The organism is Nonomuraea sp. SYSU D8015, assembly GCF_008065375.1.
GTDB lineage: Bacteria > Actinomycetota > Actinomycetes > Streptosporangiales > Streptosporangiaceae > Nonomuraea.
Map to the genome: position 1 here is coordinate 20,952 of NZ_VJYI01000036.1, position 25,772 is coordinate 46,723.

Annotated in this window: 24 protein-coding genes; 15 read left to right on the forward strand and 9 right to left on the reverse strand. The window is 70.2% G+C overall.

All coding sequences use genetic code 11. The features are described 5' to 3' along the window. The first annotated feature begins 230 nt into the window (after nt 1-230). From purS to ID574_RS55050, 7 genes are all read left to right on the forward strand, one after another. Nucleotides 231-476 (forward strand): phosphoribosylformylglycinamidine synthase subunit PurS, encoded by a 246-nt coding sequence (gene purS / locus ID574_RS55020; protein ID WP_188197085.1) that lies wholly within the window; start codon nt 231-233, stop codon nt 474-476. A 221-nt stretch (nt 477-697) separates the two neighbouring features. Beyond that, a complete protein-coding gene (locus ID574_RS55025; RefSeq protein WP_188197086.1) occupies nt 698-1,084 on the forward strand; it encodes an ATP-binding protein in 387 nt (128 codons plus the stop codon). 163 nt (nt 1,085-1,247) lie between these two features. Then, nucleotides 1,248-1,928, forward strand: coding sequence for a phosphoribosylformylglycinamidine synthase subunit PurQ (purQ, locus tag ID574_RS55030; RefSeq protein WP_188197087.1), 681 nt, complete (start codon nt 1,248-1,250; stop codon nt 1,926-1,928). Then, complete coding sequence (gene purL / locus ID574_RS55035) at nt 1,925-4,177, forward strand: phosphoribosylformylglycinamidine synthase subunit PurL (protein WP_188197088.1); 2,253 nt, start codon at nt 1,925-1,927, stop codon at nt 4,175-4,177. Before purQ ends, purL begins: the two co-directional genes overlap by 4 nt. A 174-nt stretch (nt 4,178-4,351) precedes the next feature. Then, nucleotides 4,352-6,373 (forward strand): adenylate/guanylate cyclase domain-containing protein, encoded by a 2,022-nt coding sequence (locus ID574_RS55040; RefSeq protein ID WP_223168096.1) that lies wholly within the window; start codon nt 4,352-4,354, stop codon nt 6,371-6,373. A 34-nt stretch (nt 6,374-6,407) separates the two neighbouring features. Beyond that, the gene (locus ID574_RS55045) at nt 6,408-7,070 is read left to right on the forward strand and encodes a Crp/Fnr family transcriptional regulator (protein WP_188197090.1); all 663 of its coding nucleotides are present in this window, start codon (nt 6,408-6,410) and stop codon (nt 7,068-7,070) included. A 45-nt stretch (nt 7,071-7,115) separates the two neighbouring features. Continuing rightward, the gene (locus ID574_RS55050; protein ID WP_188197091.1) at nt 7,116-8,558 is read left to right on the forward strand and encodes an MFS transporter; all 1,443 of its coding nucleotides are present in this window, start codon (nt 7,116-7,118) and stop codon (nt 8,556-8,558) included. Between the two features lie 45 nt (nt 8,559-8,603). Here ID574_RS55050 and ID574_RS55055 read toward each other — a convergent pair whose 3' ends face one another. After that, the gene (locus tag ID574_RS55055) at nt 8,604-9,353 is read right to left on the reverse strand and encodes a methylenetetrahydrofolate reductase (RefSeq protein WP_188197092.1); all 750 of its coding nucleotides are present in this window, start codon (nt 9,351-9,353) and stop codon (nt 8,604-8,606) included. Between the two features lie 10 nt (nt 9,354-9,363). Next, complete coding sequence (locus tag ID574_RS55060) at nt 9,364-9,996, reverse strand: TetR/AcrR family transcriptional regulator (protein WP_223168100.1); 633 nt, start codon at nt 9,994-9,996, stop codon at nt 9,364-9,366. A 73-nt stretch (nt 9,997-10,069) separates the two neighbouring features. Between ID574_RS55060 and ID574_RS55065 the strand changes: the two genes are divergently transcribed. Beyond that, nucleotides 10,070-11,479 carry an MFS transporter gene (locus ID574_RS55065; RefSeq protein ID WP_188197094.1) on the forward strand — a complete coding sequence of 470 codons (1,410 nt, stop codon included), beginning with the start codon at nt 10,070-10,072 and terminating at the stop codon, nt 11,477-11,479. Here the strand turns inward: ID574_RS55065 and ID574_RS55070 are convergent. Further along, nucleotides 11,437-13,320 carry an ABC transporter ATP-binding protein gene (locus ID574_RS55070; protein ID WP_188197095.1) on the reverse strand — a complete coding sequence of 628 codons (1,884 nt, stop codon included), beginning with the start codon at nt 13,318-13,320 and terminating at the stop codon, nt 11,437-11,439. The two genes, ID574_RS55065 and ID574_RS55070, sit on opposite strands and share 43 nt — an antisense overlap. 35 nt (nt 13,321-13,355) lie before the next feature. Beyond that, nucleotides 13,356-15,419 (reverse strand): PhoX family protein, encoded by a 2,064-nt coding sequence (locus ID574_RS55075; RefSeq protein WP_188197130.1) that lies wholly within the window; start codon nt 15,417-15,419, stop codon nt 13,356-13,358. 126 nt (nt 15,420-15,545) lie between these two features. On the opposite strand from ID574_RS55075, the gene ID574_RS55080 reads away from it, so the two are divergent. Then, nucleotides 15,546-15,986, forward strand: a complete 441-nt coding sequence (locus tag ID574_RS55080; protein WP_188197096.1) for a sterol carrier family protein — start codon at nt 15,546-15,548, stop codon at nt 15,984-15,986. A 24-nt stretch (nt 15,987-16,010) separates the two neighbouring features. Here ID574_RS55080 and ID574_RS55085 read toward each other — a convergent pair whose 3' ends face one another. After that, complete coding sequence (locus tag ID574_RS55085; RefSeq protein WP_188197097.1) at nt 16,011-17,105, reverse strand: DUF4190 domain-containing protein; 1,095 nt, start codon at nt 17,103-17,105, stop codon at nt 16,011-16,013. Between the two features lie 141 nt (nt 17,106-17,246). Here ID574_RS55085 and ID574_RS55090 point away from each other — a divergent pair, with 141 nt between their 5' ends. The 4 genes from ID574_RS55090 (at nt 17,247) to purM (ending at nt 21,080) form a co-directional block, all read left to right on the forward strand. Further along, nucleotides 17,247-17,654, forward strand: coding sequence for a MarR family winged helix-turn-helix transcriptional regulator (locus ID574_RS55090; protein WP_188197098.1), 408 nt, complete (start codon nt 17,247-17,249; stop codon nt 17,652-17,654). Nucleotides 17,655-17,753: 99 nt separating this feature from the next. Next, nucleotides 17,754-18,500, forward strand: coding sequence for an SDR family NAD(P)-dependent oxidoreductase (locus ID574_RS55095; RefSeq protein ID WP_188197099.1), 747 nt, complete (start codon nt 17,754-17,756; stop codon nt 18,498-18,500). A gap of 50 nt (nt 18,501-18,550) precedes the next feature. After that, a complete protein-coding gene (gene purF / locus ID574_RS55100) occupies nt 18,551-19,987 on the forward strand; it encodes an amidophosphoribosyltransferase (protein ID WP_188197100.1) in 1,437 nt (478 codons plus the stop codon). A gap of 67 nt (nt 19,988-20,054) precedes the next feature. Next, entirely contained in the window at nt 20,055-21,080 is a 1,026-nt protein-coding gene (gene purM / locus ID574_RS55105; RefSeq protein ID WP_188197101.1) for a phosphoribosylformylglycinamidine cyclo-ligase, read from the forward strand. A 95-nt stretch (nt 21,081-21,175) separates the two neighbouring features. Here the strand turns inward: purM and ID574_RS55110 are convergent, their stop codons facing one another. The 3 genes from ID574_RS55110 to ID574_RS55120 all read right to left on the reverse strand — a co-directional run bounded on the left by ID574_RS55110 (nt 21,176) and on the right by ID574_RS55120 (nt 23,381). Next, nucleotides 21,176-21,721 (reverse strand): CGNR zinc finger domain-containing protein, encoded by a 546-nt coding sequence (locus ID574_RS55110; RefSeq protein WP_188197102.1) that lies wholly within the window; start codon nt 21,719-21,721, stop codon nt 21,176-21,178. A gap of 191 nt (nt 21,722-21,912) precedes the next feature. Beyond that, nucleotides 21,913-22,149, reverse strand: a complete 237-nt coding sequence (locus ID574_RS55115; RefSeq protein WP_188197103.1) for a DUF3073 domain-containing protein — start codon at nt 22,147-22,149, stop codon at nt 21,913-21,915. Nucleotides 22,150-22,301: 152 nt separating this feature from the next. Further along, on the reverse strand, nt 22,302-23,381 hold the full coding sequence (locus ID574_RS55120) for a Leu/Phe/Val dehydrogenase (protein ID WP_188197104.1): 1,080 nt from the start codon (nt 23,379-23,381) through the stop codon (nt 22,302-22,304). A 107-nt stretch (nt 23,382-23,488) separates the two neighbouring features. Here ID574_RS55120 and ID574_RS55125 point away from each other — a divergent pair, with 107 nt between their 5' ends. Together ID574_RS55125 and bldC are read left to right on the forward strand one after the other, a co-directional pair. Then, nucleotides 23,489-24,355, forward strand: a complete 867-nt coding sequence (locus ID574_RS55125; protein ID WP_188197105.1) for a DUF8083 family protein — start codon at nt 23,489-23,491, stop codon at nt 24,353-24,355. A gap of 323 nt (nt 24,356-24,678) precedes the next feature. Further along, nucleotides 24,679-24,882, forward strand: coding sequence for a developmental transcriptional regulator BldC (gene bldC, locus ID574_RS55130; RefSeq protein ID WP_013133571.1), 204 nt, complete (start codon nt 24,679-24,681; stop codon nt 24,880-24,882). 160 nt (nt 24,883-25,042) lie between these two features. Here bldC and ID574_RS55135 read toward each other — a convergent pair whose 3' ends face one another. Continuing rightward, nucleotides 25,043-25,699 (reverse strand): TetR/AcrR family transcriptional regulator, encoded by a 657-nt coding sequence (locus tag ID574_RS55135; protein WP_223168097.1) that lies wholly within the window; start codon nt 25,697-25,699, stop codon nt 25,043-25,045. Between the last annotated feature and the right edge of the window lie 73 nt (nt 25,700-25,772).

The window sequence follows — 25,772 nt, forward strand, 5'->3', positions numbered from 1 at the left end:
CGTTCCCGTTGTGTAGGCAGCCACACACGCTGGTAGGTTGTTACAGCAGGCCCCGTGCTCAGGCGACGCGGGCCACCCTCCTCCATCCGACCCTTCGGTCGGCTGGGCAAGCGTCCGGAGGGGCACGCACCAACGGACCGGCGCCGGCGTCGGCACCAGGGCGTGACGCGATCGGCTCCTGCAGCCGATCAGAGACGCTGGCTTTCCCAACCCTCACGAGGAGGTATGCCGTGGCGCGCGTCATCGTGGACGTCATGCTGAAGCCCGAGATCCTCGACCCGCAGGGCCAGGCGATCGCGCGGGCGCTGCCCAGGCTCGGCTTCTCCGGCGTCTCGGCCGTACGTCAGGGCAAGCGCTTCGAGGTCGAACTCGACGGTCCGGCCGACGAGGCGGCGCTCGCCGAGGTGCGCAAGATGGCCGAGACCCTGCTGGCCAACACGGTGATCGAGGACTACAGCGTCCGGGTTGAGGGCTAGACGGGAGATATGGCCCCCGGATTTCCCCCTGGGCGCTTAAAGCCGGGTTCGGACATGCCACAATGCCACGGGCATGCCAACAGTAAATAACAACAACGTGATTTTGCGGTTAGCCCCGATTTCACAGGGAAACCTACTCCAGGTGACATTCTGGCGCCCGGAGGAGTCCGGTGGATATTGAGTTCTCGTTGGCACTGCCTCGGGATGCGATCGGCATACCGATGGTCAGGCGAGTGCTCGGCGATGCCATGCGCTCACTGAACGTGAGCGAGACCTGCATCGCCGACATGCTGCTCGCCGTGTCCGAGGCGTGCTCCAATGCGGTGCGGCACGGGGGGCCCGCCAACCGCTACGAGGTGACGGCTTCGATCGGCTACGGACGGTGCGACGTCCGAGTGGCGGACAACGGCAACGGGGTGCCGACGATCCCGCCGCACTTCCCCCCTCCTGACACAGAGAACGGCCGCGGCCTGCTGATCATGCGCTCCGTGGTCGACGAGATCTCCTTCGGCATCACGCCGGGCCGCGGCACCACGGTCCACCTCCGCAAGCAGCTCGACTGGGACGAGAGCGAAGACGCCCGTCCACGGGAGCTCGCAGCCGTCTGACCTGGGCGTCCGCCGGACATGCTGGATGCGTCCACAGGACGCGCGAGCCGATGCGGACCACGCGAGAGCACCCGATAACCTGAGAAGACCGCCGCAGACCACCGTCCGACCCCGAAGAGACGGTGGCGCGTGCGCGCGCATTTCCTCGGAGGGGACGACTGTCATGAGCGCTGCCCGTGTGGGCGTAGTCACGTTTCCAGGAACTCTCGACGACCAGGACGCCGCCAGGGCCGTGCGCCTCGTGGGCGCACAGGCGGTTCCGCTGTGGCACGCCGACCATGACCTGAAGGGAGTGGACGCCGTGTTCCTGCCCGGCGGCTTCTCCTACGGCGACTACCTGCGCTGCGGCGCCATCTCGCGGTTCGCGCCGCTCATGGACGAGCTGGTCCCGGCAGCCAAGGCGGGGCTGCCCGTGCTCGGCACGTGCAACGGGTTCCAGATCCTCTGCGAGGCGCACCTGCTGCCGGGCGCGCTGACCCGCAACGCGTCCCTCCACTACATCTGCCGCGACCAGAAGCTCAGGATCGAGCAGACCGCGACCCCGTGGACCAACGCGTTCGCCCCAGGCCAGGAGATCGTGCTGCCGATCAAGCACGGCGAGGGCCGCTACGTCGCCGACGCCGACACGCTCGCCGAGCTGGAGGCGAACGGCCAGGTGGTCGTCCGCTACCTCGGCAACCCCAACGGCTCGCTCAACGACATCGCCGGCATCCGCAACGCGGCGGGCAACGTGGTCGGTCTCATGCCGCACCCCGAGCACGCGGTCGAGGAGCTGGTCGGCGCGCCGAGCACCGACGGCCTCGGCTTCTTCACCTCCATTCTCAAGAACCTGGTGGACGCATGAGCACGGACAATGTGAAGCGGGCGGTCGAGACGCCCGACGAGCCGATGCCCTTCGCCGAGCTGGGGATGAAGCAGGACGAGTACGACCGGGTCAAGGAGATCCTCGGTCGCCGTCCCACCGGCTCCGAGCTGGCCATCTACAGCGTCATGTGGTCCGAGCACTGCTCGTACAAGTCGTCGAAGGTGCACCTGCGGCAGTTCGCCACCAAGGCCCCGAAGTCCGACGCGCTGCTGGTCGGCATGGGTGAGAACGCCGGCGTGGTCGACATCGGCGACGGCTGGGCGGCCACTTTCAAGATCGAGTCGCACAACCACCCGTCATACGTCGAGCCGCACCAGGGCGCCGCCACCGGCGTCGGCGGGATCGTCCGCGACATCATGTCGATGGGCGCGCGCCCGATCGCGGTCATGGACTCCCTGCGTTTCGGCGGCGCCGACGCCGTCGACACCCGCCGCGTGCTGCCGGGCGTGGTCGAGGGCATCAGCCACTACGGCAACTGCCTGGGCCTGCCCAACATCGGCGGCGAGGTCGTCTTCGACCCCTGCTACATCGGCAACCCGCTGGTCAACGCCCTGTGCGTGGGCCTGCTGCGCAAAGACCAGATCAAGCTGGCCACCGCACCGGGACCCGGCAACAAGGTGGTGCTGTTCGGCGCCTCCACCGGCCCCGACGGGATCGGCGGCGCGAGCGTGCTGGCGAGCGCCACGTTCGAGGACGAGTCGCAGGCCAAGCGGCCCGCCGTGCAGGTGGGCGACCCGTTCATGGAGAAGCTGCTCATCGAGTGCTGCCTGGAGCTGTACGCCGCCGACGTCGTGGTCGGCATCCAGGACCTCGGCGCGGCCGGCGTCTCCTGCGCCACCACCGAGCTGGCCGCCAAGGGCACCGGCGGCATGCACGTCGACCTCAACCTGGTCCCGCTCCGCGACCCTTCGCTCCGCCCTGAGGAGATCCTCATGAGCGAGTCGCAGGAGCGCATGATGGCCGTGGTCCGGCCCGACGACATCCCCGCGTTCATGGCGATCTGCGAGAAGTGGGACGTCCCGGCCACCGTCATCGGCGAGGTCACCGACACGGGGCGTCTGGTCATGACGTGGGACGGCGAGGTCATCGTCGACATCCCGCCGGGCACGGCCGCCGACGAGGGGCCAGTCTACGAGCGTCCCTACCACGAGCCGGCCGGGCAGTCCGCGCTCAACGCCGACACCCCCGACCGGCTGGAGCGGCCCGCCGACCTGCGGGCCACGCTGCTCCAGCTGCTCGGCTCGCCCAACCTGGCCTCCAAGGAGTGGGTGACCTCTCAATACGACCGCTACGTCCGGTCCAACACCGTGCTGGCCCAGCCGGCGGACGCCGGGATGCTGCGGATCTCGGAGGCCATCGCCGGGGCTGAGCCGACGACCCGGGGCATCGCGCTGGCCACCGACGGCAACGGGCGCTACGCCAAGCTCGACCCGTACGCGGGCGCGCAGCTCGCGCTGGCCGAGGCCTACCGCAACGTGGCCGTGACCGGAGCCAAGCCTCTGGCCGTCACCAACTGCCTCAACTTCGGCTCCCCCGAGGACCCGGAGGTCATGTGGCAGTTCGCCGAGGCCGTGCGCGGCCTGGCCGACGCGTGCCGGACCCTCGGCGTGCCCGTGACCGGCGGCAACGTCTCCTTCTACAACCAGACGGGCGCCACGGCCATCCACCCGACGCCGGTCGTGGGCGTGCTCGGCGTCATCGAGGACGTCGCCAAGCGGGTGCCGTCCGGGTTCGTGGCGGAGGGCCTGCGGGTCGTGCTGCTCGGCGACACGCGCGAGGAGTTCGGCGGCTCGGAGTGGGCCCACGTCGCCCACCACCACCTGGGCGGGCTGCCGCCGCATGCCAGCCTGGAGGCGGAGCGGGCGCTGGCGACCGTGCTGGTGGAGGCCGCGCGCCGGGGGCTGGTCGACGGATCGCACGACCTGTCGGACGGCGGCCTCGCCGTGGCGCTGGCCGAGTCGTGCCTCGCCCGTGGCGTCGGTGCCACCGTGACGCTGTCCGGCGACCCCTTCGTCGACCTGTTCAGCGAGTCGGCGGCGCGGGCGCTGGTCGTGGTGCGGCCGGAGGCCTACGAGGAGTTCGCGTCGCTGTGCGGGCGGCACGACGTGCCGTGCTACGGGCTCGGGCACACCGGGGGTTCGTCGCTGGTGGTCGAAGACGTGTTCGAGGTCTCCATCGAGGAGCTGCGGGAAACGCACGAGGCGGCGCTGCCCGCGCTGTTCGGCTGACGGTTCACTCGGGAGGGCCGGTGCGGGGGTCCCGCGCCGGCCCTCCGGCTTCTCCGGACGGGTCCGTGGGTCAGGCGGCGAGCGGGCGCCGACCACGGTGAGTGAAATCCCTGTCCGTTCCGAGTGAGTAAAAGGACGCGTTGGCGGTGGCGATCTCGGATGGATAATCGGTCTGTGCCAACCGCCAACCCCTCCCCCTACCTTCCTCCGGCCACGCAACCAGTCCGTGGCGTGGTCTGGGGGATCCACCTGATCCTGCCGCTGCTCGGCCTCTGGCTGCTGCTCGCCAACGAGCGGATCGACATCGAGTGGCACCACAACCCCAGCCACTTCTGGATGATCATCACAGTGGCCGGGGTCAACGTGGTGCTCGGCGTCATGATCAGCGAGGCGTCGCGGCGCCGCCAGGACGCCCGGCTGTTCCTGGTGTCCATGGTCTTCCTGAGCAGCGCCGGCTTCTTCTTCATGCACGGCCTCGCCACGCCGAGGATCATCCTGCCGATCGGCTCGCTGGGCTTCGACGTGGGCCAGCAGGTGGGGCTCTCGGTCGCGGCGGCGTTCGCGTTCGCCTCCGCCCTGCCCCTGGGCGAGCAGGCAGCCAAGCGCGTGCTGGGCTCGCAACACTTCGTCCGGGCGGCGCTCTTCGGATTCATGCTCATCTGGGGGGTCGCGTCGCTGGTCCCGGAGCTGACGCCGCTCAGCGAGCCGCCGGCGCAGGCGCCGGTCCCCTGGCTGGTCTGGGGCTCCATTCCCGGTGTCCTCCTGTACGGCGCCGCGAGCGTGATGATGTTCCTGCTGCACCGGCGGCGGCCGTCGGCCATGTTGATCAGCCTGATCACCGCGTACGCGCTGCTGGCCGAATCCATGATTGCCGGGATGTCGCAGCGCAACTGGCATCTGTCCTGGTGGGAGTGGCACCTGCTGCTCACCCTGGCCTTCGTCTTCGTGGCCTACAGCGCCTACCTGCAGTTCCGGCGCGAGGGGTCGAGCGCCGGCCTGTTCGACTCGGTGGCGCTGTCGGCGACGGTGCGGCGCATCCAGCGTGACTACGACCAGGCGCTGGAGGAGCTGGTCGAGCACGTACGCCGGGGCGAGCCGCTGGCCGCCACCCGCATGTCGGGCAAGTTCCGGCTCACCGAGGGCCAGGCCGCGGTGCTCGACCGGGCGGGCGAGGCGCTGGCCAACGAGCGCGAGCTGTCCGAGCGCCTGGCCGCGCTGGTCGACGTCAGCGCCCAGACCAAGGTCGGGCTGCCCGAGCAGGATCTGCTGGCCTCGTCGCTGGAGCGGGTGCGGCAGGCGTACGGCGACGTCAAGATCGCGCTCGTCGCGGACGGCCAGACGCAGATCGGCTCCCGCGTCTACGCGTTCGCCGGCGACGACCCGATCAGGCGCGACCAGCTGCTGGCCTTTCCGCTGACGGTCAAGGGCAAGCTGGCGGGCGTGCTGGAGGTGCCGGTCGGGCGGACGCGCCAGGACGAGGCGCTGGCCGCCACGCTGGCCGGGCAGCTGTCGCTCTCCCTGGAGAACGCCCGGCTCTACCAGGAGCTGCACACGCTGTTCCACCAGTACATGTCGCCGGACGTGGCCCACGCCCTCCTGGCCGACCCGGCGCAGGCGGAGCTCGGCGGCCAGTTGAAGGAGCTGACCGCGCTCTTCGCCGACCTCAAGGGCTTCACCTCGTTCTCGGAGAAGGTCACGCCCGGCGAGATCGTGGAGATGCTCAACCGCTACCACACGGCCGCCGTCCCGTGCATTCTCAACAACGGCGGCACGATCGTGCAGTTCGTCGGCGACGCGCTGCTGGCGCTGTTCAACGCCCCGGCCACGCAGCCCGACCACGCCAGGGCCGCCTGCAGGGCCGCGCTGGAGATGCAGCAGGCCGCGGCCGAAATCGCCGAGGAGATGGCGTGGAAGCGCGACGACGTCACATGGCCGAGGTTCCGAGTGGGCGTCAACACGGGCCCCGCCCTGGTCGGCAACATCGGCAGTCCCGAGTTGCGCGGGTTCAACGCGATGGGCGACTGCGTGAACGTGGCCGCCCGGTTCGAGGGCATCGCCGAGCCGGGCACGGTGGTCATCGGCGAGACGACGCTCAAGCAGCTGGGCCGCGGGGCGAAAGTCACTCCTCTGGGACAGCTGAGCCTCAAGGGCAAAGAAGAGCCCGTCGCCGCCTACGTTCTGACGGAATTGGCGTAGAAGGGCGGAGCTTTGTACCGACATAATCGGGCGCATGGATCCAGATCCCGGCGAGTTCCTGTCCATGCTCACTGACGAGGACGTGCAGGCCCTGCGTGCGGCCGGACGCATCCGGCGGTGGGACCGGGGCACGACCGTGATGACCGAGGGCGACACGTCCGACTGGGTGCTCGTGCTGCTCGAGGGCCGGGTCAAGGTGTCGTCTCACACGTCGAGCGGGACCGAGGTGGTGCTCGCGGTACGCGGCCCCGGCGGGCTACTCGGCGAGCTGTCGGCCATCGACGGGTCGCCGCGCTCGGCCACGGTGACCGCTCTGGAGCCGATCACCGGCATCGTGGTGCGCGACTTCCCCACGTTCCTGGGCTCCCACGGACGGATCGCGGTGCTGCTCATGCAGCTCGTCAGCGGGCGGCTGCGGGACGCCGACAGGAAGCGCATCGAGTACGGCGCTTTCGACACCACGGGGAGGGTGGCGACGCGCCTCATCGAGCTGGCCGAACGGTACGGCGAGAAGACCAACAGCGGCGTACGCGTGGCGTTGCCGCTGTCGCAGGACGAGCTGGCCGGGTGGACGGGCGCGTCCCGCGAGGCCGTCAGCAAGGCGCTGCGCACGCTGCGCGACCGCGGGCTGATCGAGACCGGCCGGCGGCGCGTGGTCATCCACGACCTCGAGGGCCTGCGGAAGCGCGCGCGGTAACACCCAGCACAAAACGGACGTACGTCGTACGTCATAGTGGAGGGCATGGTCGCGGTCACCCCTCAAGACGACAGCCGCCTCCGTTACGCCTGGCGGGTGTGCTCGGTCACCAGCCTCGGGCTGGTGCTCATCGGCATCGCCGGCAGCACCCTCAACGTGGCGCTGCCTGCCGTGGTGCGGCACTTCCAGGCCGGCGCACTGGAGTCCGGGTGGATCCTGCTGGCGTTCCTGCTGGTCAACACAGCCAGCTTGGTCTTCTTCGGGCGGGTGGCCGACCTGCTCGGCCGGCGTGAGGTCTACCTGGCCGGGTTCGCGCTGTTCACCCTTGCCTCGCTGCTGGCCGGGCTGTCGCCGAACGTGTGGTTCCTGGTCGCGATGCGGGTGCTGCAGGCCGTCGGGGCGGCGATGATCCTGGCCAACGGCACCGTGATCATCACCGACGCGTTCCCGCCCGAGCGGCTCAGCCAGGGTATGGGCGTCTACATCGGCACCCTGTCGGTGGCGCAGTTGGCCGGGCCCACGCTGGGCGGGCTGATCGCGGAGACCGCGGGCTGGCAGTGGATCTTCTGGGTCAACGTGCCCGCCGGGCTGATCGCGCTGATCTGGGGCGCGGTGATCTTGCGCCGGATGCCGCGCGGGCCGCGCCGGCCGGTGGACGCGGTGGGCAACGTGCTGCTGTTCGCGGCGCTGTCGGCGTTGATGCTGGCGTTGTCGGAGGCGGGCTCGGGTGGGCTCGGCAGTCCGGTGGTGCTGGCGGGGGCGGCGGTGTTCGCGCTGCTGGTGCCGCTGATCGTGGTGGCCGAGCGGCGCTCGTCCAACCCGGTGCTCGACCTGCGGCTGTTCGGCGGGCGGCTGCTGGCGTACGCGAACGCGGCCTCGTTCTGCAACGCGCTGGCCCGTTCCGCGCTGATCCTGGTGGTGGCGCTGTACTTCCAGGCGGCGCGGGGGCTGGACGCGTTCGAGGCGGGGTTGAGCGTGTTACCGGTGCCGGCCGGGATCGGGCTGGCCTCGCCGCTCGTAGGCCTGCTGGGGCGCAGGGTGTCACCGTACGCGCTGTCCATCGGCGGGGCGGTGCTGAGCGCCCTGGGGCTCGGCACCCTGATGCTGTCGGCCGACCCCGCGACGCCGTACTGGGTGATCGGGATCGGCCTGTTCGTGGCGGGCTGCGGCAGTGGCACGTTCCTGACGGGGAACACCACGCAGGTCATGCGTGCGCTGCCGAGCGGGAGCCTGGGCGTGGTGAACGGCTTCCGGGTCATGGTCATGAACATCGGGATCGTGCTCAGCATCGGCCTCTCGCTGAGCGTCCTGACCGGCTCCGTCGGGCCGCAGCTGCGGGCTCAGGTGTACGCCGGAACCCTGTCCACGCTGTCACCGGTGGCGGTGGGGCAGCTCATGGACGGGTTCCAGCGGGCGTACGCGGTGTTGTTCGCGGTCGCCCTGGCCGGAGCCGTGCTGGCCGCCTTGGCCCGGCCCCGACCTCGCTAGCACTGTGACCATAGCCATGACCTCTTCCAGCGCCGGACCTCGGTCTCACCTGAGGGCGGCGGCCAGCCTGGACTCCACGTCGCGGTAGCGGGCCACCGGGATGAGGTGGACGCCGGCGAAGGCGCCGGAGTCACGGATTTTCAGGACCTGCTCGCAGGCCGCCTCGACCCCCGCCATGCGGTCGGCGGCCACCCGCCGGATCAGGTCGTCCGGGATGGCGATGTCCGGGATCGCGGCGGCCAGGTTGCGGGCGTGGCGCTCGCTGGCCAGGACCATGACGCCCGCGTAGACGGGCACGTCGACCGGGTGTGCCTCGCGCCAGCGCAGTTGGGCCTCCAGCGAGAAGCCGACCTGGAGGAACAGGAAGTCGGCCGTGCGTTTCCAGGCCGGCAGCGGTCGCATCGCCGCGGCCGCGCCGACGCGGAAGTCCGGCGAGAACTTTCTGGCCTCTTCGATCATCGAACGCACCGTCAGATCGCTGGTGCGGTTGCCGCTCGTCGGCTTGTCGCCGTAGACGAACAGGAATTGGTCCACTCCGTACGCCGCCGCCGTCAGCAGGTCGCGGCGGAAGCCGAGCAGGTTGCGGTCGCGCGAGTTGAGGCAGGCGATGCCGCGCCCGCCCATGGCCTGGACCTCGTGCGCCACGGCGACGCTGGAGACGGTCGCGCGGCCGATGTGGTTGTCCGGGATGAGGAACGAGTGGGCGATCGTGCTGAGCGTGCCGATCTGGTGCCTGACGCGCTTCAGATCGGGCTTGGTCGGCGGTTCGATCTCGCAGATCAGCTCGAAGGTCACGAACACGACCCTAACGTCTGGCAGCCAGGGCTTCGATGCCGGCGAGGATGAGGTCGACGCCGAACGTGTCGTACAGCGCCGAGTTCATGCCGCGGGCCAGCGGGCCGGCCATGTCCACGAGGTGCGGGTACTTCCCCGCCGGCAGCGACTCCAGGCTCAGGCGCCGCGCTCTGACCCACTCGTCCGTCTGGATGTGCGCCGGGGCGTCGGCGATGGCGATGGCGCTCTGGAGCAAATATTTACTGATCAGGCAGCACTCCTCGGCGGTGAATCCGGCGCTGCGGGCCAGCCCGAGCGCCCGGTCCCAGACGGCCAGGAAGTTCGGCACCAGGGTCTGGTCGATCTGCTCGAACACGCCCTTGGCACACGGGTGCGCGCGCAGTGCCCGCACCAGGCCCTCCAGCAGGTCGCGTAGTTGCTCCCGCCATGGGCGCTCGTCGGCCGGCTCGGGCACGAATCCGGCGATCAGGTGGTCGGCCATGCCGACGAGCAGCTGCTCCTTGTTCTTGTAGTGCCAGTAAAGGGCCATCGGGGTCACGCCCAGGTCGGTGGCCAGGCGCCTGATCGTCACGGCGTCGAGGCCCTCGGCGTCACCGATTTCCAGGGCCCGCTCGGCGATGGCCCGGGCGGTCAGTTTTCCCATCACGGTTGACAACTATACGCCGTACAAGTTGAACTATACGCCGTACAAGTACAACGTACAGGAAGGCGTTGCCATGCGCTGGTGGGCTCTGGTCGCGGTGACCTTGGGCACCTTCATGACCTATCTGGATAACAATGTCGGCAATGTCGCTTTGCCGACGATCCAGCGGGATCTCGGGCTGACGATCTCCGGGCTGGAGTGGATCGTGAGCTCGTACATCCTGGTGTTCGCCGGGCTCATGCTGGTCGGCGGGCGGCTCGCGGACGTGTTCGGGGCCCGCAGGGTGTTCCTCGGCGGGCTGGCGGTCTTCACGGTGGCGTCGCTGGCGGCCGGGCTCGCCACCAGCGGGGGCGCGCTGATCGCGGCCCGGGCCGTGCAGGGGGTCGGGGCGGCGCTGCTCACACCCACCGCGCTGGCGATGATCGGGCAGATCTTCCCCGACCCGGGCGAGCGAGGGCGGGCCGTCGGCGTCTGGAGCGCGTCGGGGGCGCTGTCCATGGCGCTCGGCCCGGTGGCGGGCGGCTTCATCAGCGAGCACCTGCACTGGGGCTGGATCTATCTGATCAACGTGCCGATCGGGCTGGTGACGTTCGGGCTCACGCTGTGGGCCGTCAGGCCGGGGCACGCACGCAGGCGCCACAGCCTCGACCTGCCGGGCCTCGTCACGTCCGCGCTGGCGTTGTCCGCGCTGACGTACGCGCTCATCGAGGGCGAGGAGGCCGGGTGGACCTCGCCCGGCATCCTGGCCGCGTTCGGGGTGTCCGCGGCGGCGGCCGTGGCCTTCGTGCTGGTGGAGGCGCGGGCCGCGGAGCCGATGATCGTGATGTCGCTGTTCAGGTCCAGGATGTTCACCGGCGGGCTGCTCAACAGCGGAATCTGGTCGTTCGGGGTGTTCGGGATCTACTTCTTCAGCGCGCTCTGGCTGCAGAACGTGCTCGGCTTCTCCCCGACCGAGGCGGGTGGCTCGTTCGTGCCGATGGCCCTGGTCACGGCCGTCGTGGCGATCGTGTCGCAGCGGATCGCCAGGCTCCTCGGCATCGGCCGCACGGTGGCGCTCGGGATGGCGCTCATGGGCGCGGCGATCTACCTGCTCTCGGCGGTCGGCGCCGACGGCGACTACGCGGACGTGGCGCCCTGGTTCATCCTGTACGGGGTCGGCGCCGGCCTGATGGTTCCGCTGACCGCCGCCATCCTGAGCGGCATGCCGCAGGACCGCTCCGGCGTGGCCTCGGGCGTGCTCAACGTCTCACGCGAGGTGTTCGGGCTGCTCGGCATCACCGTGCTGGGGGCGATCCTGAACTCCAGGCAGAGCGCGAGCGGCCAGCCGCCGCTGGCCGCCTTCCTCGACGCCTACCAGTTCACGCTGGTCATCGCGGCGATCGTGGTGCTGGCGGCGATCCCGGTCGCGCTCTTCTCGCTGCGCGACCGGGTGGAGCCTCCTCAGGCGGCGACCACCTTGGAACCCGTGGGGTCCTCGAACTGAGTGCGGTAGAGCTCCTCGTAGCGGCCACCGGCGGCGAGGAGCTCGGCGTGCGTGCCGCGTTCCACCACGCGCCCGTCCTCGATCACCAGGATGAGGTCGGCGGCCCGGATCGTGGAGAGCCGGTGGGCGATCACCACGGCGGTCCGGCCCGCGAGTGCCTCGCCGAGCGCGGCCTGCACGGCCGCCTCGGACGTGGAGTCGAGCGCCGCCGTGGCCTCGTCCAGGATCACGACCCTGGGCCTGGCCAGCAGTAGCCGGGCGATCGTGAGCCGCTGCCGCTCGCCGCCCGACAGGCGGTAGCCGCGCTCGCCGACGACCGTGTCGAGCCCGTCGGGAAGCGACTCGATCAGGGTCTTCAGCCTGGCCCTGGTGAGGGCGTCCCAGAGCTCCTCCTCGGTGGCCTCCGGGCGGGCCAGCAGCAGGTTGGCCCGGATCGTGTCGTGGAACAGGTGGCCGTCCTGGGTGACCATGCCGAGCGTGTCGCGGATGGAGTCGAAGGTCAGGTCGCGCACGTCCACGCCGCCGAGCCGGACCGCGCCGGAGTCGACGTCGTACAGCCTGGGCAGGAGCTGGGCGATCGTGGACTTGCCTGCGCCCGAGGAGCCGACGAGCGCGACCATCTGGCCCGGCTCGGCCCGGAACGAGACGCCGTGCAGCACCTCGACGCCGCCGCGCGAGTCGAGCGCGGCCACCTCCTCCAGCGAGGCGAGCGAGACCTTGTCGGCCGACGGGTACGCGAAGCGCACGTCCTCGAACTCGACGGAGACCGGCCCTTCGGGGACCTTCCCGGCGTCCGGCCGCTCCTGGATGAGCGGTTTGAGGTCGAGCACCTCGAAGACGCGCTCGAAGCTCACGATCGCGCTCATCACGTCCACGCGGGCGCTCGCGAGCGCGGTCAGCGGGGCGTACAGGCGGGTGAGCAGCATGGCCATCGACACGACCGCGCCGGGCGCCAGCTGGGCGCGCAGCGCGTAGAAGCCGCCGAGGCCGTACACCAGGGCCAGGGCCAGCGCCGACACGAGCGTCAGGGCGGTGACGAAGGCCGACTGGGTCATGGCGGAGCGCACTCCGATGTCCCGCACCCGCCTGGCCCGGCCGGCGAACTCGGCCGACTCGTGCGCGGGCCGGCCGAAGAGCTTGACCAGGGTCGCGCCGGGCGCGGAGAAGCGCTCGGTCATCTGCGTGCCCATGGCGGCGTTGTGGTCGGCCGCCTCGCGGCGCAGCCGGGCGATCCTGTGCCCCATCCGCCGCGCGGGCAGCACGAAGACCGGCAGGAGCAGCAGCGCGAGCAGCGTGATCTGCCAGGAGATGCTGATCATCGCGGTGAGCGTCAGCGCCAGCGTGACGACGTTGCCGACCACGCCGGACAAGGTGTCGGTGAACGCGCGCTGCGCCCCGATCACGTCGTTGTTCAGGCGGCTGACCAGCGCGCCTGTGCGGGTCCTGGTGAAGAAGGCGATCGGCATCCGCTGCACGTGATCGAAGACGGCCGTGCGCAGGTCGAGGATCAGGTCCTCGCCGATGCTCGCGGACAGCCACCGGTTGATCAGCCCGAGCCCCGCCTCGGCGATCGCCAGGCCCGCGATCGCCAGGGCCACCACGACCACCACGTCCAGCGGCTCCGCGTTGAAGATCGCGTCGACCACCCGGCCGGCGAGCAGCGGAGCGGCCACCGCCAATCCCGCCAGCACCACGCTGAGCAGCATGAACAGCGCCAGCCTGCGGCGGTGCGGCCGCGCGAAGGCGCCGATGCGCCGGAGCGTCGCCCTGGACAGGGCGCGACGCTCCGGCCGGTTGTTCATCGAGTACAGCTGATGCCAGGCGGTCATTTCCATGCTCATGGCATGGAACGCTATTTCCTCAAGTTAAGTTGAGGTCAAGCGCCGATCTTCTTGCCCTGGTTGTGCCAGACCACGGCCACCGACGGGCGCGGCTGGCTGCCGTCGCCGTCGGGCCAGCGGCTGCTCGGGCTCTCCGGGCTGGCGTCGTCGGTCTCGCCCGGGTGCTGCACCGCCACGAACACGCTGCGCTGGTCCTGGGTGACCATCGGGCCGCAGGTCTCGGCGCCGATGGGGACCGTGAGGAACTGGCGCAGGTAGCCGCGCTCCTTGCCGCCCACGGGCATCACGAACAGGCCGTCGTTGGAGCCGAGCTGGTTGCCGTCCGTGGAGATCCACAGGTTGCCGTCGCGGTCGAACGCCAGGTTGTCCGGGCACGAGATCGGCGAGACCTTCGACTTGTCAAAGCCGGCGAAGTACGTCGCGGCGTCGTTCGGGTCGCCGCAGACCAGCGGCAGCGACCAGGCGAACTTCGTCGCGCCGGCGTCGTTGCGCTGCTCCACGATCTCCAGCACGTGGCCGTGCTTGTTGGAGGGACGCGGGTTGGCCTCGTCCACCTGGGCCGCGGTGCGGTTGCTGTTGTTGGTCAGCGCCACGTACACGGCGCCGGTGACCGGGTTGCGCTCCATGTCCTCGGGGCGGTCCATCTTGGTCGCGCCCACCTTGTCGGCGGCCACGCGGGTGTAGACCAGCACCTCTTCGGCGGTCATGCCGTCCACGAACGACTTCTTGCCGGAGACCAGCGGGATCCACTCGCCGGAGCCGTCGAACAGGCCGTCGGAGGGCAGCTTGCCCGACCCGTCGATCTCGGCCTTCGGGCTGTCGCCGGTGAACTTGGCCACGTACAGGGTGCCCTCGTCCAGCAGCGTCCTGTTGTGCCGGTCGTTCCCGGGGATGTAGCGGTTCTTGGAGACGAACTTGTAGACGTACTCGAAGCGCGCGTCGTCACCCATGTAGGCGACCAGGCGGCCGTCCCTGGCGATCGTCGTGGTCGCGGCCTCGTGCTTGAAGCGGCCGAGCGCGGTGCGCTTGACCGGCGTGGAGTCGGGGTCGAACGGGTCGATCTCCACGATCCAGCCGAACCTGTTGGCCTCGTTGGGGTGCTTGGCCAGGTCGAAGCGCTCCTCGACGCGGTCGAACCTGCGGCTGCTCGACGGGGTGCCGGTCGTGAGCGTGTAGCGGGTCGCGTACTGCTTCTGCTCCGCGGGCACCTTGTCGGCGTTGACGAAGTACTGGTCGAAGTTCTCCTCGGCGGTCAGCACCGTGCCCCACGGGGTGGTGCCGCCCGCGCAGTTGTTCAGCATGCCGATCGGCTTGAGCCCCTGGGGGTCGGCGGCCGTCTGGAGCAGCTTGCTGCCCGCGGCCGGGCCGCTGAACTTCATGGGCGTCTGGGCGGTGATGCGCCGGTTGTAGCGGCGGCGGCCCTTGGTGACCAGCTTCCACTCGCCCTTGCCGCCCGCGCGCTCGATCTCCACGACGGAGCCGCCGTGCGCGGCGAGACCGATCTTGATCTGCTCCTCGGTCGCGGCGGCGCCGCCGGTGTACCCGCGGAACATCAGGTTCTCGTCGGAGTACTCGTGGTTCACCCAGAGAAGGGCGCGGTCACGGCCCATCGGGAACATCGTGACGAAGTCGCAGTTGTAGCCGAACTGCTTGTTCTGGGCGTCGGCCGTCTGGTTGTCGAAGTCGAACTCGGGCGCGCCGGGCAGCACGGGGTCGCCCCAGCGCACGACCACGGAGGAGCTGTAGCCGTCCGGGATGGTCAGCTTGTCTTCCTTGTTCGGCGCCACGGGGGTGAAACGCAGATCGCCGCGGCCGCCGTCCCCATGCCGGGCGGCGTCGGCGCCCTCCTCGGGGTCAGCGAGAGCCGGCGTGGCACCGGCCAGCCCGACACTCGCGACAATGGCGCCGAGCGCACCCGCGCGCAGCATGCCGCGGCGCGACAGCGCCTCCTTCACCACGTCGCCGAAGTAGGCGTTGTCAGAGGTGTTGCCGTCCTCGTGCGCGCACGCGTTGCCGCAGCGGAACTGACAGGTCAGCGCGGATCGGCCACCTTTGTGCGGGGTGGAGAGCAGCGGCAGCAGCCGCCGACCGTCCCCCATGAGGTTCGCCACAGGTCCTCCATATATGTGCGCGGTTGTACCGCCGGGAGGCTACGGTCGCCGCTGAAACCTGAGGTGAACGATGACCTCCGTATCGATGAACGCTTCCCGGGAGACAATGGTGGGGTGCCACCACGGAAGATCGACCCGGAAAAGCTGAGATCGGCCCTCGACGGCCAGTTGGTCGCCCTCGACGAGCCACCCTACGACGGGCCCGCGTCCGCCCTGCCCGACGCGCTGGTGGCGGCCGTGCTGGCCGCCTACGACCGGGGGATGCGGCCGGAGCGCGACGCGGCCAGGCAGGCGGTGCGCTACCTCCTCGACAAGCTGGCGGCCGCCGCGCCCGGCAGGACCGTCGAGATACGCGTGCCTCCGTACGCCGCCGTCCAGGCCATCGAAGGCCCCCGCCACACCCGCGGCACGCCGCCCAACGTGGTCGAGACCGACGGGCGCACCTGGATCGAGCTGGCGCTCGGCCGGCTCACCTGGGCGGAGGCCATGGCGAAAGGCGCGATCTCCGCCAGCGGATCCCGCGCCGACCTGTCAGCGCACCTGCCGCTGCGCTAGCGGCCCCGGCCTCGGACGACGGGGCTAGCGAGCGCCGCCCATCCAGGGGAAACGTTCCTCGAAGCAGCGATCGGCGAGCTGGCCGGGCAGGTAGGCGCATTCCTGCACCACGTTCCAGAACCAGAGGGCCACGATCGCGAAGAGGATCAGGGACAGAATGCTGATCACGATGCCGGCGATGGCGCGGCCCTTGCCCACCCGCTTGGCGAGCGCCACGCAGCCGAAGACGATCGACAGGATCGCGGTGATCAGGCCCGTGAAGCAGACGAAAACCAGGAAGGGGCTGGCGACGCCGAGGACGAGCGAGGCCGTGGCCAGGCCGCTGCCTGTCCTGTCCTGCGGGTACGGGCCGTACGGGGACCCGGCCGGAGGCGGCGGGCCGTAGCCGGGCGGGCCTCCGTACGGGCTGGACGGGGTGGTGCCGGGGATGACGGGCGGCTCCTGCCCGTACGCGCCGTACGGCGCCGCGGGCGGGCCCTCCTGACGACCCGGTGGGCCGGAGGGAGGCTCTTCGAACCGTGACAGCGCCGGTCTGCTCGGCGGCGCGCCCTCCGGCGGCGCGCCCTCCCAGCCGGGGTACGGCGGGGTGGCGCCCGGGATCGGGTACACCTGGGTCGCCTCGGCGTCGCCCTCCGCCGGCGGCGGGGTCTCGGGCGCGGTCGGCAGATCGGGATGGCGGGGCTCGGGGCCGGGCCGCGGCTCGTGCGTGGGCGGCACGTCGGGCGGCGGCATCACGGGCGGCGGCGGCGCGCCGGGCTCCTCCTCTTCACCGGGCCCCTCACCTTCACGGGGCCTTTCAGGGGGCGGCTCACCTTCACGGGGCCGCTCGTCGCCGGACGCTCCACCGGGCCGCCCGCCGCCAGGCGTCCCAGCGGGTCTCTCACCCCCGGACGCTCCTGCGGGCCGCTGGCCGGCGGGCGCCGGGCCGGCCGGTTGCTCCCCTTCGGGCATCGTGCCGCCCGTCGGGCCCGCGCCGGGCGGGCCGCCCGCCGACCACTCGGGCGGCGTCTCATCGCCGCTGGTGGGCCCACTCTCGTAGGGCCGGGGCGCGGGCGGGCGTTCGCCCTCGCGCGGCTCCTGCCCCGGGCGGGGCTCGTTCGGATCCCCAGATGTGGTCACGTCTGCGTCTCCCGACGGTCTGCATGCCGGATACTTCACCCTTTCGCGGAAGGCGTCGTCTAAACCACGCGACACGGTAAGAGGCTGCCCATCCTTGGGTCACCATGCGCCAAAGCAGCAGGCGGCGGGCAAGATGAGGACATGCTGGACGAGACCCTGTCGTACGCACTGATCAAGCTCATGAAGACGCAGCGCAACCAGCTCGCCGCCGCGCTGGCACCACTCGGGCTCCATGCGGGACAGGAGATGCTGCTCAACGAGCTGTGGCGCGAGGACGGGCTGACGCAGGGCGAGCTCATCGCCAGACTGGGCGTCGAGCCGCCGACCGTGACCAAGACCCTGCAGCGACTGGAGCGCGCAGGCTTCGTCCATCGGGCGCCCGATCCCGACCGGCCGCGCGTGGGCCGCGTGCACCTCACCGACGCGGGGAAGGCGCTGCGCGAGCCGGTCGAGGAGATCTGGACCAGGATGGACGAGGACCTCCAGCGCGGCCTGGACGACACGGAACGCGAGCTGCTGGCCCGCCTCGTCCGCGCCAGGCGCCCGTAGCCGCTTTCACTTCCAGCGAAACCCCCTTGCCCTTCACGCCACGCTTGGAGTTAGCTGGCTAATTAGCTGGCTAATCAAGAACTTTGAAGGGATTTTTCCATGCATGTACTGATTACTGGTGGTTCGTCCGGCATCGGCGCCGCCGCCGCACTCGCGTACGCGAGGACGGGCGCCCGCGTCACGATCACCTACAACTCCGGCGCCGACCGCGCCGCCGAGGTGGTCAAGCGGATCGAGGAGGACGGCGGCCAGGCCGCGGCCGTCCATCTGGACCTGGAGGACCACTCCACCATTCCCCGCGCCGTCGCCGAGGCGGGCCCGGTGGACGCGCTCATTGCCAACGCCGTCCGCTGGGGCACGATCATGCCGGGCAGCGTCTCCTTCGAGGAGGTTCCGGCCGCGGAGTGGTCAGCGGCCCTGCACGCCAACGTGGTCGCCAACGCCCTGCTCGTCCAGGCCGTGCTGCCCGGGATGCGGCGGCGCAAGTTCGGGCGGATCGTCTTCGTGTCGTCGGGGGCCGCCGAGGAGGGACTGCCGGGGCCGGGCCCGTACGGCACCGCGAAGATGGCGCTGCACGGCATGGCCCGCGCCCTCGCCTGGGAGGCGGGCAAGGATGGGATCCTGGTGAACGTGGCAGTCGCCGGACTCACGATCACTGGCTCGGCCCGCCCGATCCCGCAGGCCCTCCTGGACGAGATCGCCTCCCGCACGCCCAGCCGCCGGCTGTCCACGGCCGACGACATGGCCGCGCTGATCGTCTTCCTCGGCTCGGCCGCGAACCGCAACGTCACCGGGGAGATCGTTCGTGACGGATCCAACGCGGGCAGGTCAAGTCACGCAGTGTGATATCGCACCCAGGTGTGCGAGCACGGAAGCGGTCAACCTAAACTGAGACAGTGCTGAAGGGCGACGGCCGGCTCGGCCATGACCTGGACCCCCATGACCGCGCTCCTAAAGACGCCTGTGGCGTCTTCGGCGTCTGGGCACCAGGCGAGGAAGTTTCCAAACTCACCTACTACGGGCTGTACGCGTTGCAGCACCGCGGCCAGGAGTCCGCGGGCATCGCGGTCAGCGAGGGCAGCCGCATCCTCGTCTACAAGGACATGGGCCTGGTCGCCCAGGTCTTCGACGAGTCCGTGCTGGGCACCCTGCGCGGACACCTGGCCATCGGCCACTGCCGCTACTCCACGACCGGATCGAGCGTGTGGGAGAACGCGCAGCCCACGCTGAGCTCCACTGACGTCGGCGGGCTCGCGCTCGCGCACAACGGCAACCTGATCAACACCCCGGTGCTGGCCCAGCGTCTGGCCCCGGGGTCCATCAGGGCCACCACCGACACCGAGGTCCTGACCACACTGCTGGCCCAAGACCGCACCCGCTCCATCGAGGACTCCGCGGCCGAGCTGCTCCCGCAGGTCAAGGGCGCCTACTCGCTGGTCTTCATGGACGAGAAGACGCTCTACGCCGCCCGCGACCCGCAGGGCATCCGGCCGCTGGTGCTCGGCCGCCTGGAGCGGGGCTGGGTGGTGGCCTCGGAGACGGCCGCGCTCGACATCGTGGGCGCCACATACGTCCGCGAGATCGAGCCCGGCGAGCTGCTCACCATCGACGAGCGCGGTGTCAGGTCCCGCCGCTTCGCGCTGGCCGAGCCCAAGGGCTGCCTGTTCGAGTACGTCTACCTCGCCCGCCCCGACACCACGATCGCCGGCCGCGGCGTCCACGTCACCAGGGTCGAGATCGGCCGCGCCCTGGCCCGCGAACACCCGGTCGACGCCGACCTGGTCATCCCGACCCCCGAGTCGGGCACTCCGGCCGCCGTCGGCTACGCCCAGGAGAGCGGGATCCCGTACGGGCAGGGCCTGGTCAAGAACTCCTACGTCGGCCGCACGTTCATCCAGCCGTCCCAGACCATCCGCCAGCTCGGCATCCGGCTGAAGCTCAACCCGCTGCGCGAGGTCGTCGAGGGCAAGCGCCTCGTCGTCGTGGACGACTCGATCGTGCGCGGCAACACGCAGCGCGCCATCGTCAGGATGCTGCGCGAGGCGGGGGCGCGCGAGGTGCACGTACGCATCTCCTCGCCGCCCGTGGCCTGGCCGTGCTTCTACGGCATCGACTTCGCCACCCGGGCCGAGCTGATCGCGGGCTCGCTGACGGTCGAGGAGATCCGGTCCTCGCTCGGCGCCGACTCGCTCGGCTACATCTCGCTGGAAGGCCTGACCAAGGCCACCACGCTCCCGGCCGAGCGCCTCTGCAGGGCCTGCTTCGACGGCTCGTACCCCATTCCCATCGACCAGGACAACGTGGGCAAGTTCGTGTTGGAGAGTAAGGCGTGAGCGAGCGTAGCGAGCGAACCATTAGACACAGCAGTACTGTGCTCACGCTGCCGACGGAGGAGGCAGCGTGAGCACGTACGAGGCCGCCGGGGTCGACATCGAGGCCGGCGAGCGCGCCGTCGACCTGATGAAGAGCAAGGTGGCGCGGTCGCGGCGGCCGGAGGTGGTCGACGACGCCAGCGGGTTCGCCGGGCTCTTCGACGCCTCGGCCCTGCTCCGCTACCAGCGGCCGCTGCTGGCCACCTCCACCGACGGCGTGGGCACCAAGGTCATGATCGCCCAGCGGTACGGCAAGCACGACACCATCGGCATCGACCTGGTCGGCATGGTCCTCGACGACTTGGTGGTGTGCGGGGCCGAGCCGCTGTTCATGACCGACTACATCGCCTGCGGCAAGGTGGTGCCCGAGCGCATCGCCGAGATCGTCGGCGGCGTGGCCGAGGGCTGCCGCCTGGCCGGGGCCGCGCTGGTGGGCGGCGAGACGGCCGAGCACCCGGGGGCGATGGGGCCGGACGAGTACGACCTCGCAGGGGCCGGCACCGGCGTCGTGGAGGCGTCCGCCATGCTCGGGCCCGATCGCGTCCGCGAGGGCGACGTGATCCTGGGGCTCGCCTCCTCGGGCGTCCACTCCAACGGCTACTCCCTGGTCCGTCACATCATGCGCGAGGCCTCGCTGTCCCTCGACACCGTCCTGCCCGAGCTGGGCCGGCCGCTCGGCGAGGAGCTGCTCGAGCCCACGCGCATCTACTCCCTCGACTGCCTGGAGCTGGCCCGCTCGGCCGACGTCCACGCCTACGCGCACATCACGGGCGGGGGCATCGAGGGCAACCTGTCGCGCTCGCTGCCCGCTCACCTGGACGCCCTGCTGGACCGGTCGTCGTGGGCCCCTCCGCCGATCTTCGGCGTGCTGGCCGGCTACGGGCGGGTGGCGCAGAAGGACATGGACCGCACGTTCAACCTGGGCGTGGGCATGGCCGCCATCGTCGCCCCCGACGCCGCCGACGCCGCCATCCGCCTGCTCGCGGGGCGCGGACTGCCTGCCTGGGTGCTGGGCGAGGTGGTCCCGGGCACGGGCCAGGCCCGCTACCGCTGACCTCTTCAAGAGCCCGTGCCGGCAGCTCCGCAGCGGCCGATCAGCGAAAGGGCGGCACGCAGGGAAACGGGGCTCCGATCATGCGGAGAACGGGGCTACGCAGACTTGTGCCGCTTGTAGTAGCGGGCCACGCGGACCCGGTTGCCGCACAGGTCGGGTGAGCACCAGCGGCGGCGGGGATGGGCGGGCAGGAAGAGCATGCGGCACTGCGGGCCCTCGCAGGCCCGGACGCGGCCCACACCCGGGTCCGTGAGCAGGTCGGCGGCGGCCTCGGCGAGCTGGGCGAGCAGGCCGGCCAGGTCGTCGCCGTCACGGCGGACGGCGGCGCGGAAGACGCCGTCGCGCCACTCCAGCCGGCGGTAGGGCGGGGCGGCGCGGGCCGCGTCGTTGATGGCGGCGACCGCCGCGTCGGGCGGCGGCACGGCCTCGCGCACCGCGTTGAGCGCCGACTCCACGTGGCCGCGCAGGCTCCGGACGGCGGCCAGGCCGTCGGCGGTGAGCGGGGCCGCCGGCGCGGTGAGCCGGTCGGCCTGGCGGGCGAGCCAGGTCTGGAAGTCCGCGGGCGCGTCGAGGGCGTCGAAGTCGCGGGCACGCGTGTTGACCAGGTCCAGCGCGAGCGGCTCGCCGATCAGGAGCTCCATGGATCTAATGGTACCTCGCGAGGTTTACGCATTAGCTGCTGTCGCACGACTCGGAGATCGCTCCGCGCGTCACCGGCTTCCTCAGCAGGCAAACGTGACGAAAGCCCCACGGTCACCCGTGGGGCCCGACGCACGTGAGCGAGGATCCGGCGCGCGCGCCGGGCCCTCGGCCACGTCAACCAGAATTACGGCTATCGACGGCCGGACGACCGGCCGCGCCCGTCGTCGTCGTCCTCCGCGCCATAGTCATCGGCGTAATCGGCATAGCGATCCGCCAGCTCATCGTTGAGGTCGTCGGCGTCGTCATTGCGGCTGGAGTCTCCGACCCCGAGTTCGTCGCGAAGACGGTCAAGATCCGTGCCACCGCTGTTGTACTTCAGCTGGCGAGCAACCTTGACCTGCTTGGCCTTTGCTCGGCCGCGCCCCATTGGCTCGACCCCCTCGTGTGGGGTCGTCCCCGACCCCTCGTCGCTAACGCACCACACACTGACGCCGCCTGACTTTTGGGCGTCAGCCTATCGTTCGCCTATTACCGTACCTGTTTTGTGCCCAGCTCGGTACGTCGTATGGGCGTGGGCCGTCAGCGCCCTAGCCAAATGGCCCTAATGCGCCCGACTTCCGACATTCTGCGCTCAGCCAGCCTATCCGCTGCGACCGCAGGAGGGACGCCCTCATCGGCCGCGATTCCGAAGATCTTCAGAGTCGTGTCATAGATCTGGGCGGCCTTGGACCTGGCGCGATCCATGTCGAACCCGCCGATCTCATCGGCTACCTGGATCACGCCTCCCGAATTGACCACGTAGTCCGGCGCGTACAGGATCCCGCGTTCGGCGAGTTGCTTCTCGACACCCGGGTGGGCCAGCTGGTTATTGGCACCACCGCAAACGATTTTCGCTTTCAGGCGGGCCACGGTGTCGTCGTCGAGAGCGCCGCCCAGCGCGCACGGCGCGAACACGTCGATGTCGGCGGAGGTCAGCGCCGCGGCGTCGGCCACCACGTCCACCTCGGGGTGGCGCATGCGCACCCGCTCGACGGCCTTGGGGTTCACGTCGCAGATCACGACCTCCGCGCCGTCCTCGCGCAGGAGATCGACCAGGCGGCGGCCCACCTTGCCGACCCCTTCGACGCCGACCCTCCGGCCGCGCAGCGACGGTGTGCCGTAGACGACCTCGGCCGAGGCGCGCATGCCCTGGAAGACGCCGAACGCCGTGAGGATGGAGGAATCCCCCGCGCCGCCGTTCGCCGGCGTGCGGCCGGTCACGAAGCGCGACTCCCGGGCGACGATGTCCATGTCCTCGCTGTAGGTGCCGACGTCGCAGGCGGTGATGTAGCGCCCGCCGAGCGACTCGACGAACCTGCCGTACGCGCGCAGCAGCGCCTCGCTCTTGTCCCTGGCCGGGTCGCCGATGATGACGGCCTTGCCCCCGCCCAGGTCGAGCCCGGCCAGCGCGTTCTTGTAAGCCATGCCCTTGGCCAGGTTGAGCACGTCGGCGAGGGCCGCCTGCTCGCTCTCGTACGGATAGAAACGGGTGCCCCCGAGCGCGGGGCCGAGTGCGGTGTTGTGGATGGCGATGATGGCACGCAGGCCGCTCTGCTCGTCGGCGCAGAACACGACCTGCTCGTGGACGTCCTTGTGGGACGAGCCGAAGACGTCGGTCACGGTAGTGACTCCCTGTCCGGTCCGCCGCACCGTTGCGACGGAGATCACCTCACAGAGTAGTAAGCCACAACGGTGCACGCAGGTTCGCTTCGTGACACGATTCCTCCGTGCTGCCCTATGCCGCCTACCTCCGCGTCTATGAGCCACTGACCGCGTTCGCCGAGCCCGAGCGCAAGGTGTGGGCCGACTACGCCGACTCACGTGACCGCCCGCGCCGCGCGAACGCGCTCAATGCGGAGCACGGCGAGTCGGTCATGCGCCTGCTCGGCATGCCCCCTCAACCCGTTCCCGCTCAGGAGAGCCCCAACGCCTATCTCCGGCGCGTTGAAGACCGTTTGTACGTTTGCCCCTGGCAGACCCGTCTGCGTTCGTGGCTGGCGTTCTCAAGGCTGCGTGGGACCACTCCCGCGAAGTTGATGGACCGCATGGTGCCCAAGGGCATCGCCGAGCAGATCGCCGACGACTTCGACCGGTTCAAGCGCAAGGCCGGATCGTCGGCGTTGCGGACGCACATCCGCACTACGGCGTGGCATGTGCCGCCATCGTGGTTCGTGCCGTTTGATGGAAACGAGCGCTGGCTGGTGCTCGGCTCCTCCGCCGCTGGACAGGACGTGAAGACCACCGCTACCGGACGCAACCTCATCTACGTCACCTCCATGGCCCAGGCCAGGAGGCGGGCGGCGCGGGCGCTCAACGTCCTGCGCAGGCACCTGGGCGACGTGGCGGCCAACTTCGACGTGGAGGACATCGCGAGGTGGCTGGAGGAGTTCCATCCGCATTCGCTGGTCGAACTCGACTACGGCGGGCTCGTGCACCTCATGGACGACGACGCGCTGCAGGCCGACCAGTCGGTGGCGGAGCTCGCGGCCGCTCTCACGGGCCTGGACACGGGTCAAGAAGAACTTGCCTACGCCATGTACCAGAGGGTCATCCTCCGGTGGAAGTCAATGCAACAGCTGGAATCTGCCAACTGAGCCCCAATACGGCCGTCTGACCTGCATGAGTAGGTCACGTCTCGCGGCTGCTCTCTTCTGCGAACTGAGTAGTTTGCCGTTTTCACTGCGATACCACGAACCGTGTCGCTAGAATCACCGAGCGTGACATGGCCACGGGGGCGGGCAGTTGGGTCAAAGAAGGGCTCGCCAATCGCTCTGCGTGGCGGTATGGTCACATCGGGTGATGCCGCATATGGCTCAGAAAAGCCGCACGCTCTGCGCCATAGGTGGACATCCGTGACACGCGCAAAAGGCAGTCACAGGATCGCGAAGCCGGTCCACACGGAGGAGAGGCCGCACAAATGTCAGCTCGTACACCCGAGGCCGAGCCACTGCTTACGCCCGCTGAGGTCGCCACCATGTTCAGGGTCGACCCCAAGACCGTCACGCGGTGGGCCAAGGCGGGCAAGTTGACGTCGATTCGCACCCTCGGCGGTCATCGGCGTTACCGGGAGACGGAGGTCCGCGCACTGCTCGCGGGGATTCCGCAGCAGCGCTCCGAGTAACCAGGGGCTCGTGACCTCACGAACCTCATGGGGGGGTTGAAGGGTGGACCAGGCTGACACTGGAGCCCGGTCCACCATGAAGAGTTGGCGCCGCCCGCCCGGCGCCATCCTTCCCGCCCCACGGCGGTGTGTGGCTACCGAGCCGCCGCACGGGCCGAGGTCATGAGGAACGCAGCCGCTCCATCAGATGGGCCACCTCGCTGTCGTAGGTGGCGGCTACCCCGAGCAGCGCCACCATGTGATCGACCAGCATGCGCTCGAGCGTCGGACGCTCGATGTCGCGGTGTTCCAGCCAGTCGAGGCCGGCCGTCTCCACGGAGGCGATCCACGACCGCAGGGTCGTGCGCAGCACCGGGCTGGGCTCCTCGACGCCCATTTGCTTCTGGATCAGGCGGAAGAGCCTCCGCCGCACCCCGTCGACGATCTCGCCGACCTCGCCCGTCCGGTTGGCGGGGCCGCCGCGCAGCAGCGCCGCGAATCCGGCCGCGTGCTCCTCGACGAAGTCGAAATAACGCTTCAGCCCGGAGGCCAGCTCGTCGAGCGGCGTGCCGCCCTCCAGCGGGCGAAGCCGGGACTCCAGCTGCTCCGCCGCGCTCTTCAGCGCGGCCACGTAGAGCTCCTGCTTGCCGCCGAAGTAGTGGTAGACCAGGGCCCGCGAGGCGCCCGCCGCCGACGCCACGTCGTCGATCGAGACGTCCTCCGCGTCGCGGGTGCTGAACAGCTCGAGTGCGGCCGCCATGAGCTCTTCGCGGCGGCGGTCGACGCTGAGCCTGCGCCGTGCCGGCCGTGCGGTCTCGGCTGACTTCCCGGGTGTCACACCTGTACGGTATCCGACCCCTCGCCCGGTGGCTGACGTGTGCTTATCCGGTCAAGGCCGGGAAGATTGAACC

Bases quoted from the DNA above. Each gene is read 5' to 3' on its own strand.
- ID574_RS55045 (WP_188197090.1), top strand. From the start codon at position 6,408: ATGGATCCAGATCCCGGCGAGTTCCTGTCCATGCTCACTGACGAGGAC.
- ID574_RS55065 (WP_188197094.1), top strand. From the start codon at position 10,070: ATGCGCTGGTGGGCTCTGGTCGCGGTGACCTTGGGCACCTTCATGACC.
- ID574_RS55050 (WP_188197091.1), top strand. From the start codon at position 7,116: ATGGTCGCGGTCACCCCTCAAGACGACAGCCGCCTCCGTTACGCCTGG.
- ID574_RS55070 (WP_188197095.1), bottom strand. From the start codon at position 13,320: ATGAGCATGGAAATGACCGCCTGGCATCAGCTGTACTCGATGAACAAC.
- ID574_RS55110 (WP_188197102.1), bottom strand. From the start codon at position 21,721: ATGGAGCTCCTGATCGGCGAGCCGCTCGCGCTGGACCTGGTCAACACG.
- ID574_RS55090 (WP_188197098.1), top strand. From the start codon at position 17,247: ATGCTGGACGAGACCCTGTCGTACGCACTGATCAAGCTCATGAAGACG.
- purQ (WP_188197087.1), top strand. From the start codon at position 1,248: ATGAGCGCTGCCCGTGTGGGCGTAGTCACGTTTCCAGGAACTCTCGAC.
- ID574_RS55060 (WP_223168100.1), bottom strand. From the start codon at position 9,996: ATGGGAAAACTGACCGCCCGGGCCATCGCCGAGCGGGCCCTGGAAATC.
- ID574_RS55025 (WP_188197086.1), top strand. From the start codon at position 698: ATGGTCAGGCGAGTGCTCGGCGATGCCATGCGCTCACTGAACGTGAGC.
- bldC (WP_013133571.1), top strand. From the start codon at position 24,679: ATGTCAGCTCGTACACCCGAGGCCGAGCCACTGCTTACGCCCGCTGAG.
- ID574_RS55075 (WP_188197130.1), bottom strand. From the start codon at position 15,419: ATGGGGGACGGTCGGCGGCTGCTGCCGCTGCTCTCCACCCCGCACAAA.
- purL (WP_188197088.1), top strand. From the start codon at position 1,925: ATGAGCACGGACAATGTGAAGCGGGCGGTCGAGACGCCCGACGAGCCG.
- ID574_RS55115 (WP_188197103.1), bottom strand. From the start codon at position 22,149: ATGGGGCGCGGCCGAGCAAAGGCCAAGCAGGTCAAGGTTGCTCGCCAG.
- ID574_RS55095 (WP_188197099.1), top strand. From the start codon at position 17,754: ATGCATGTACTGATTACTGGTGGTTCGTCCGGCATCGGCGCCGCCGCC.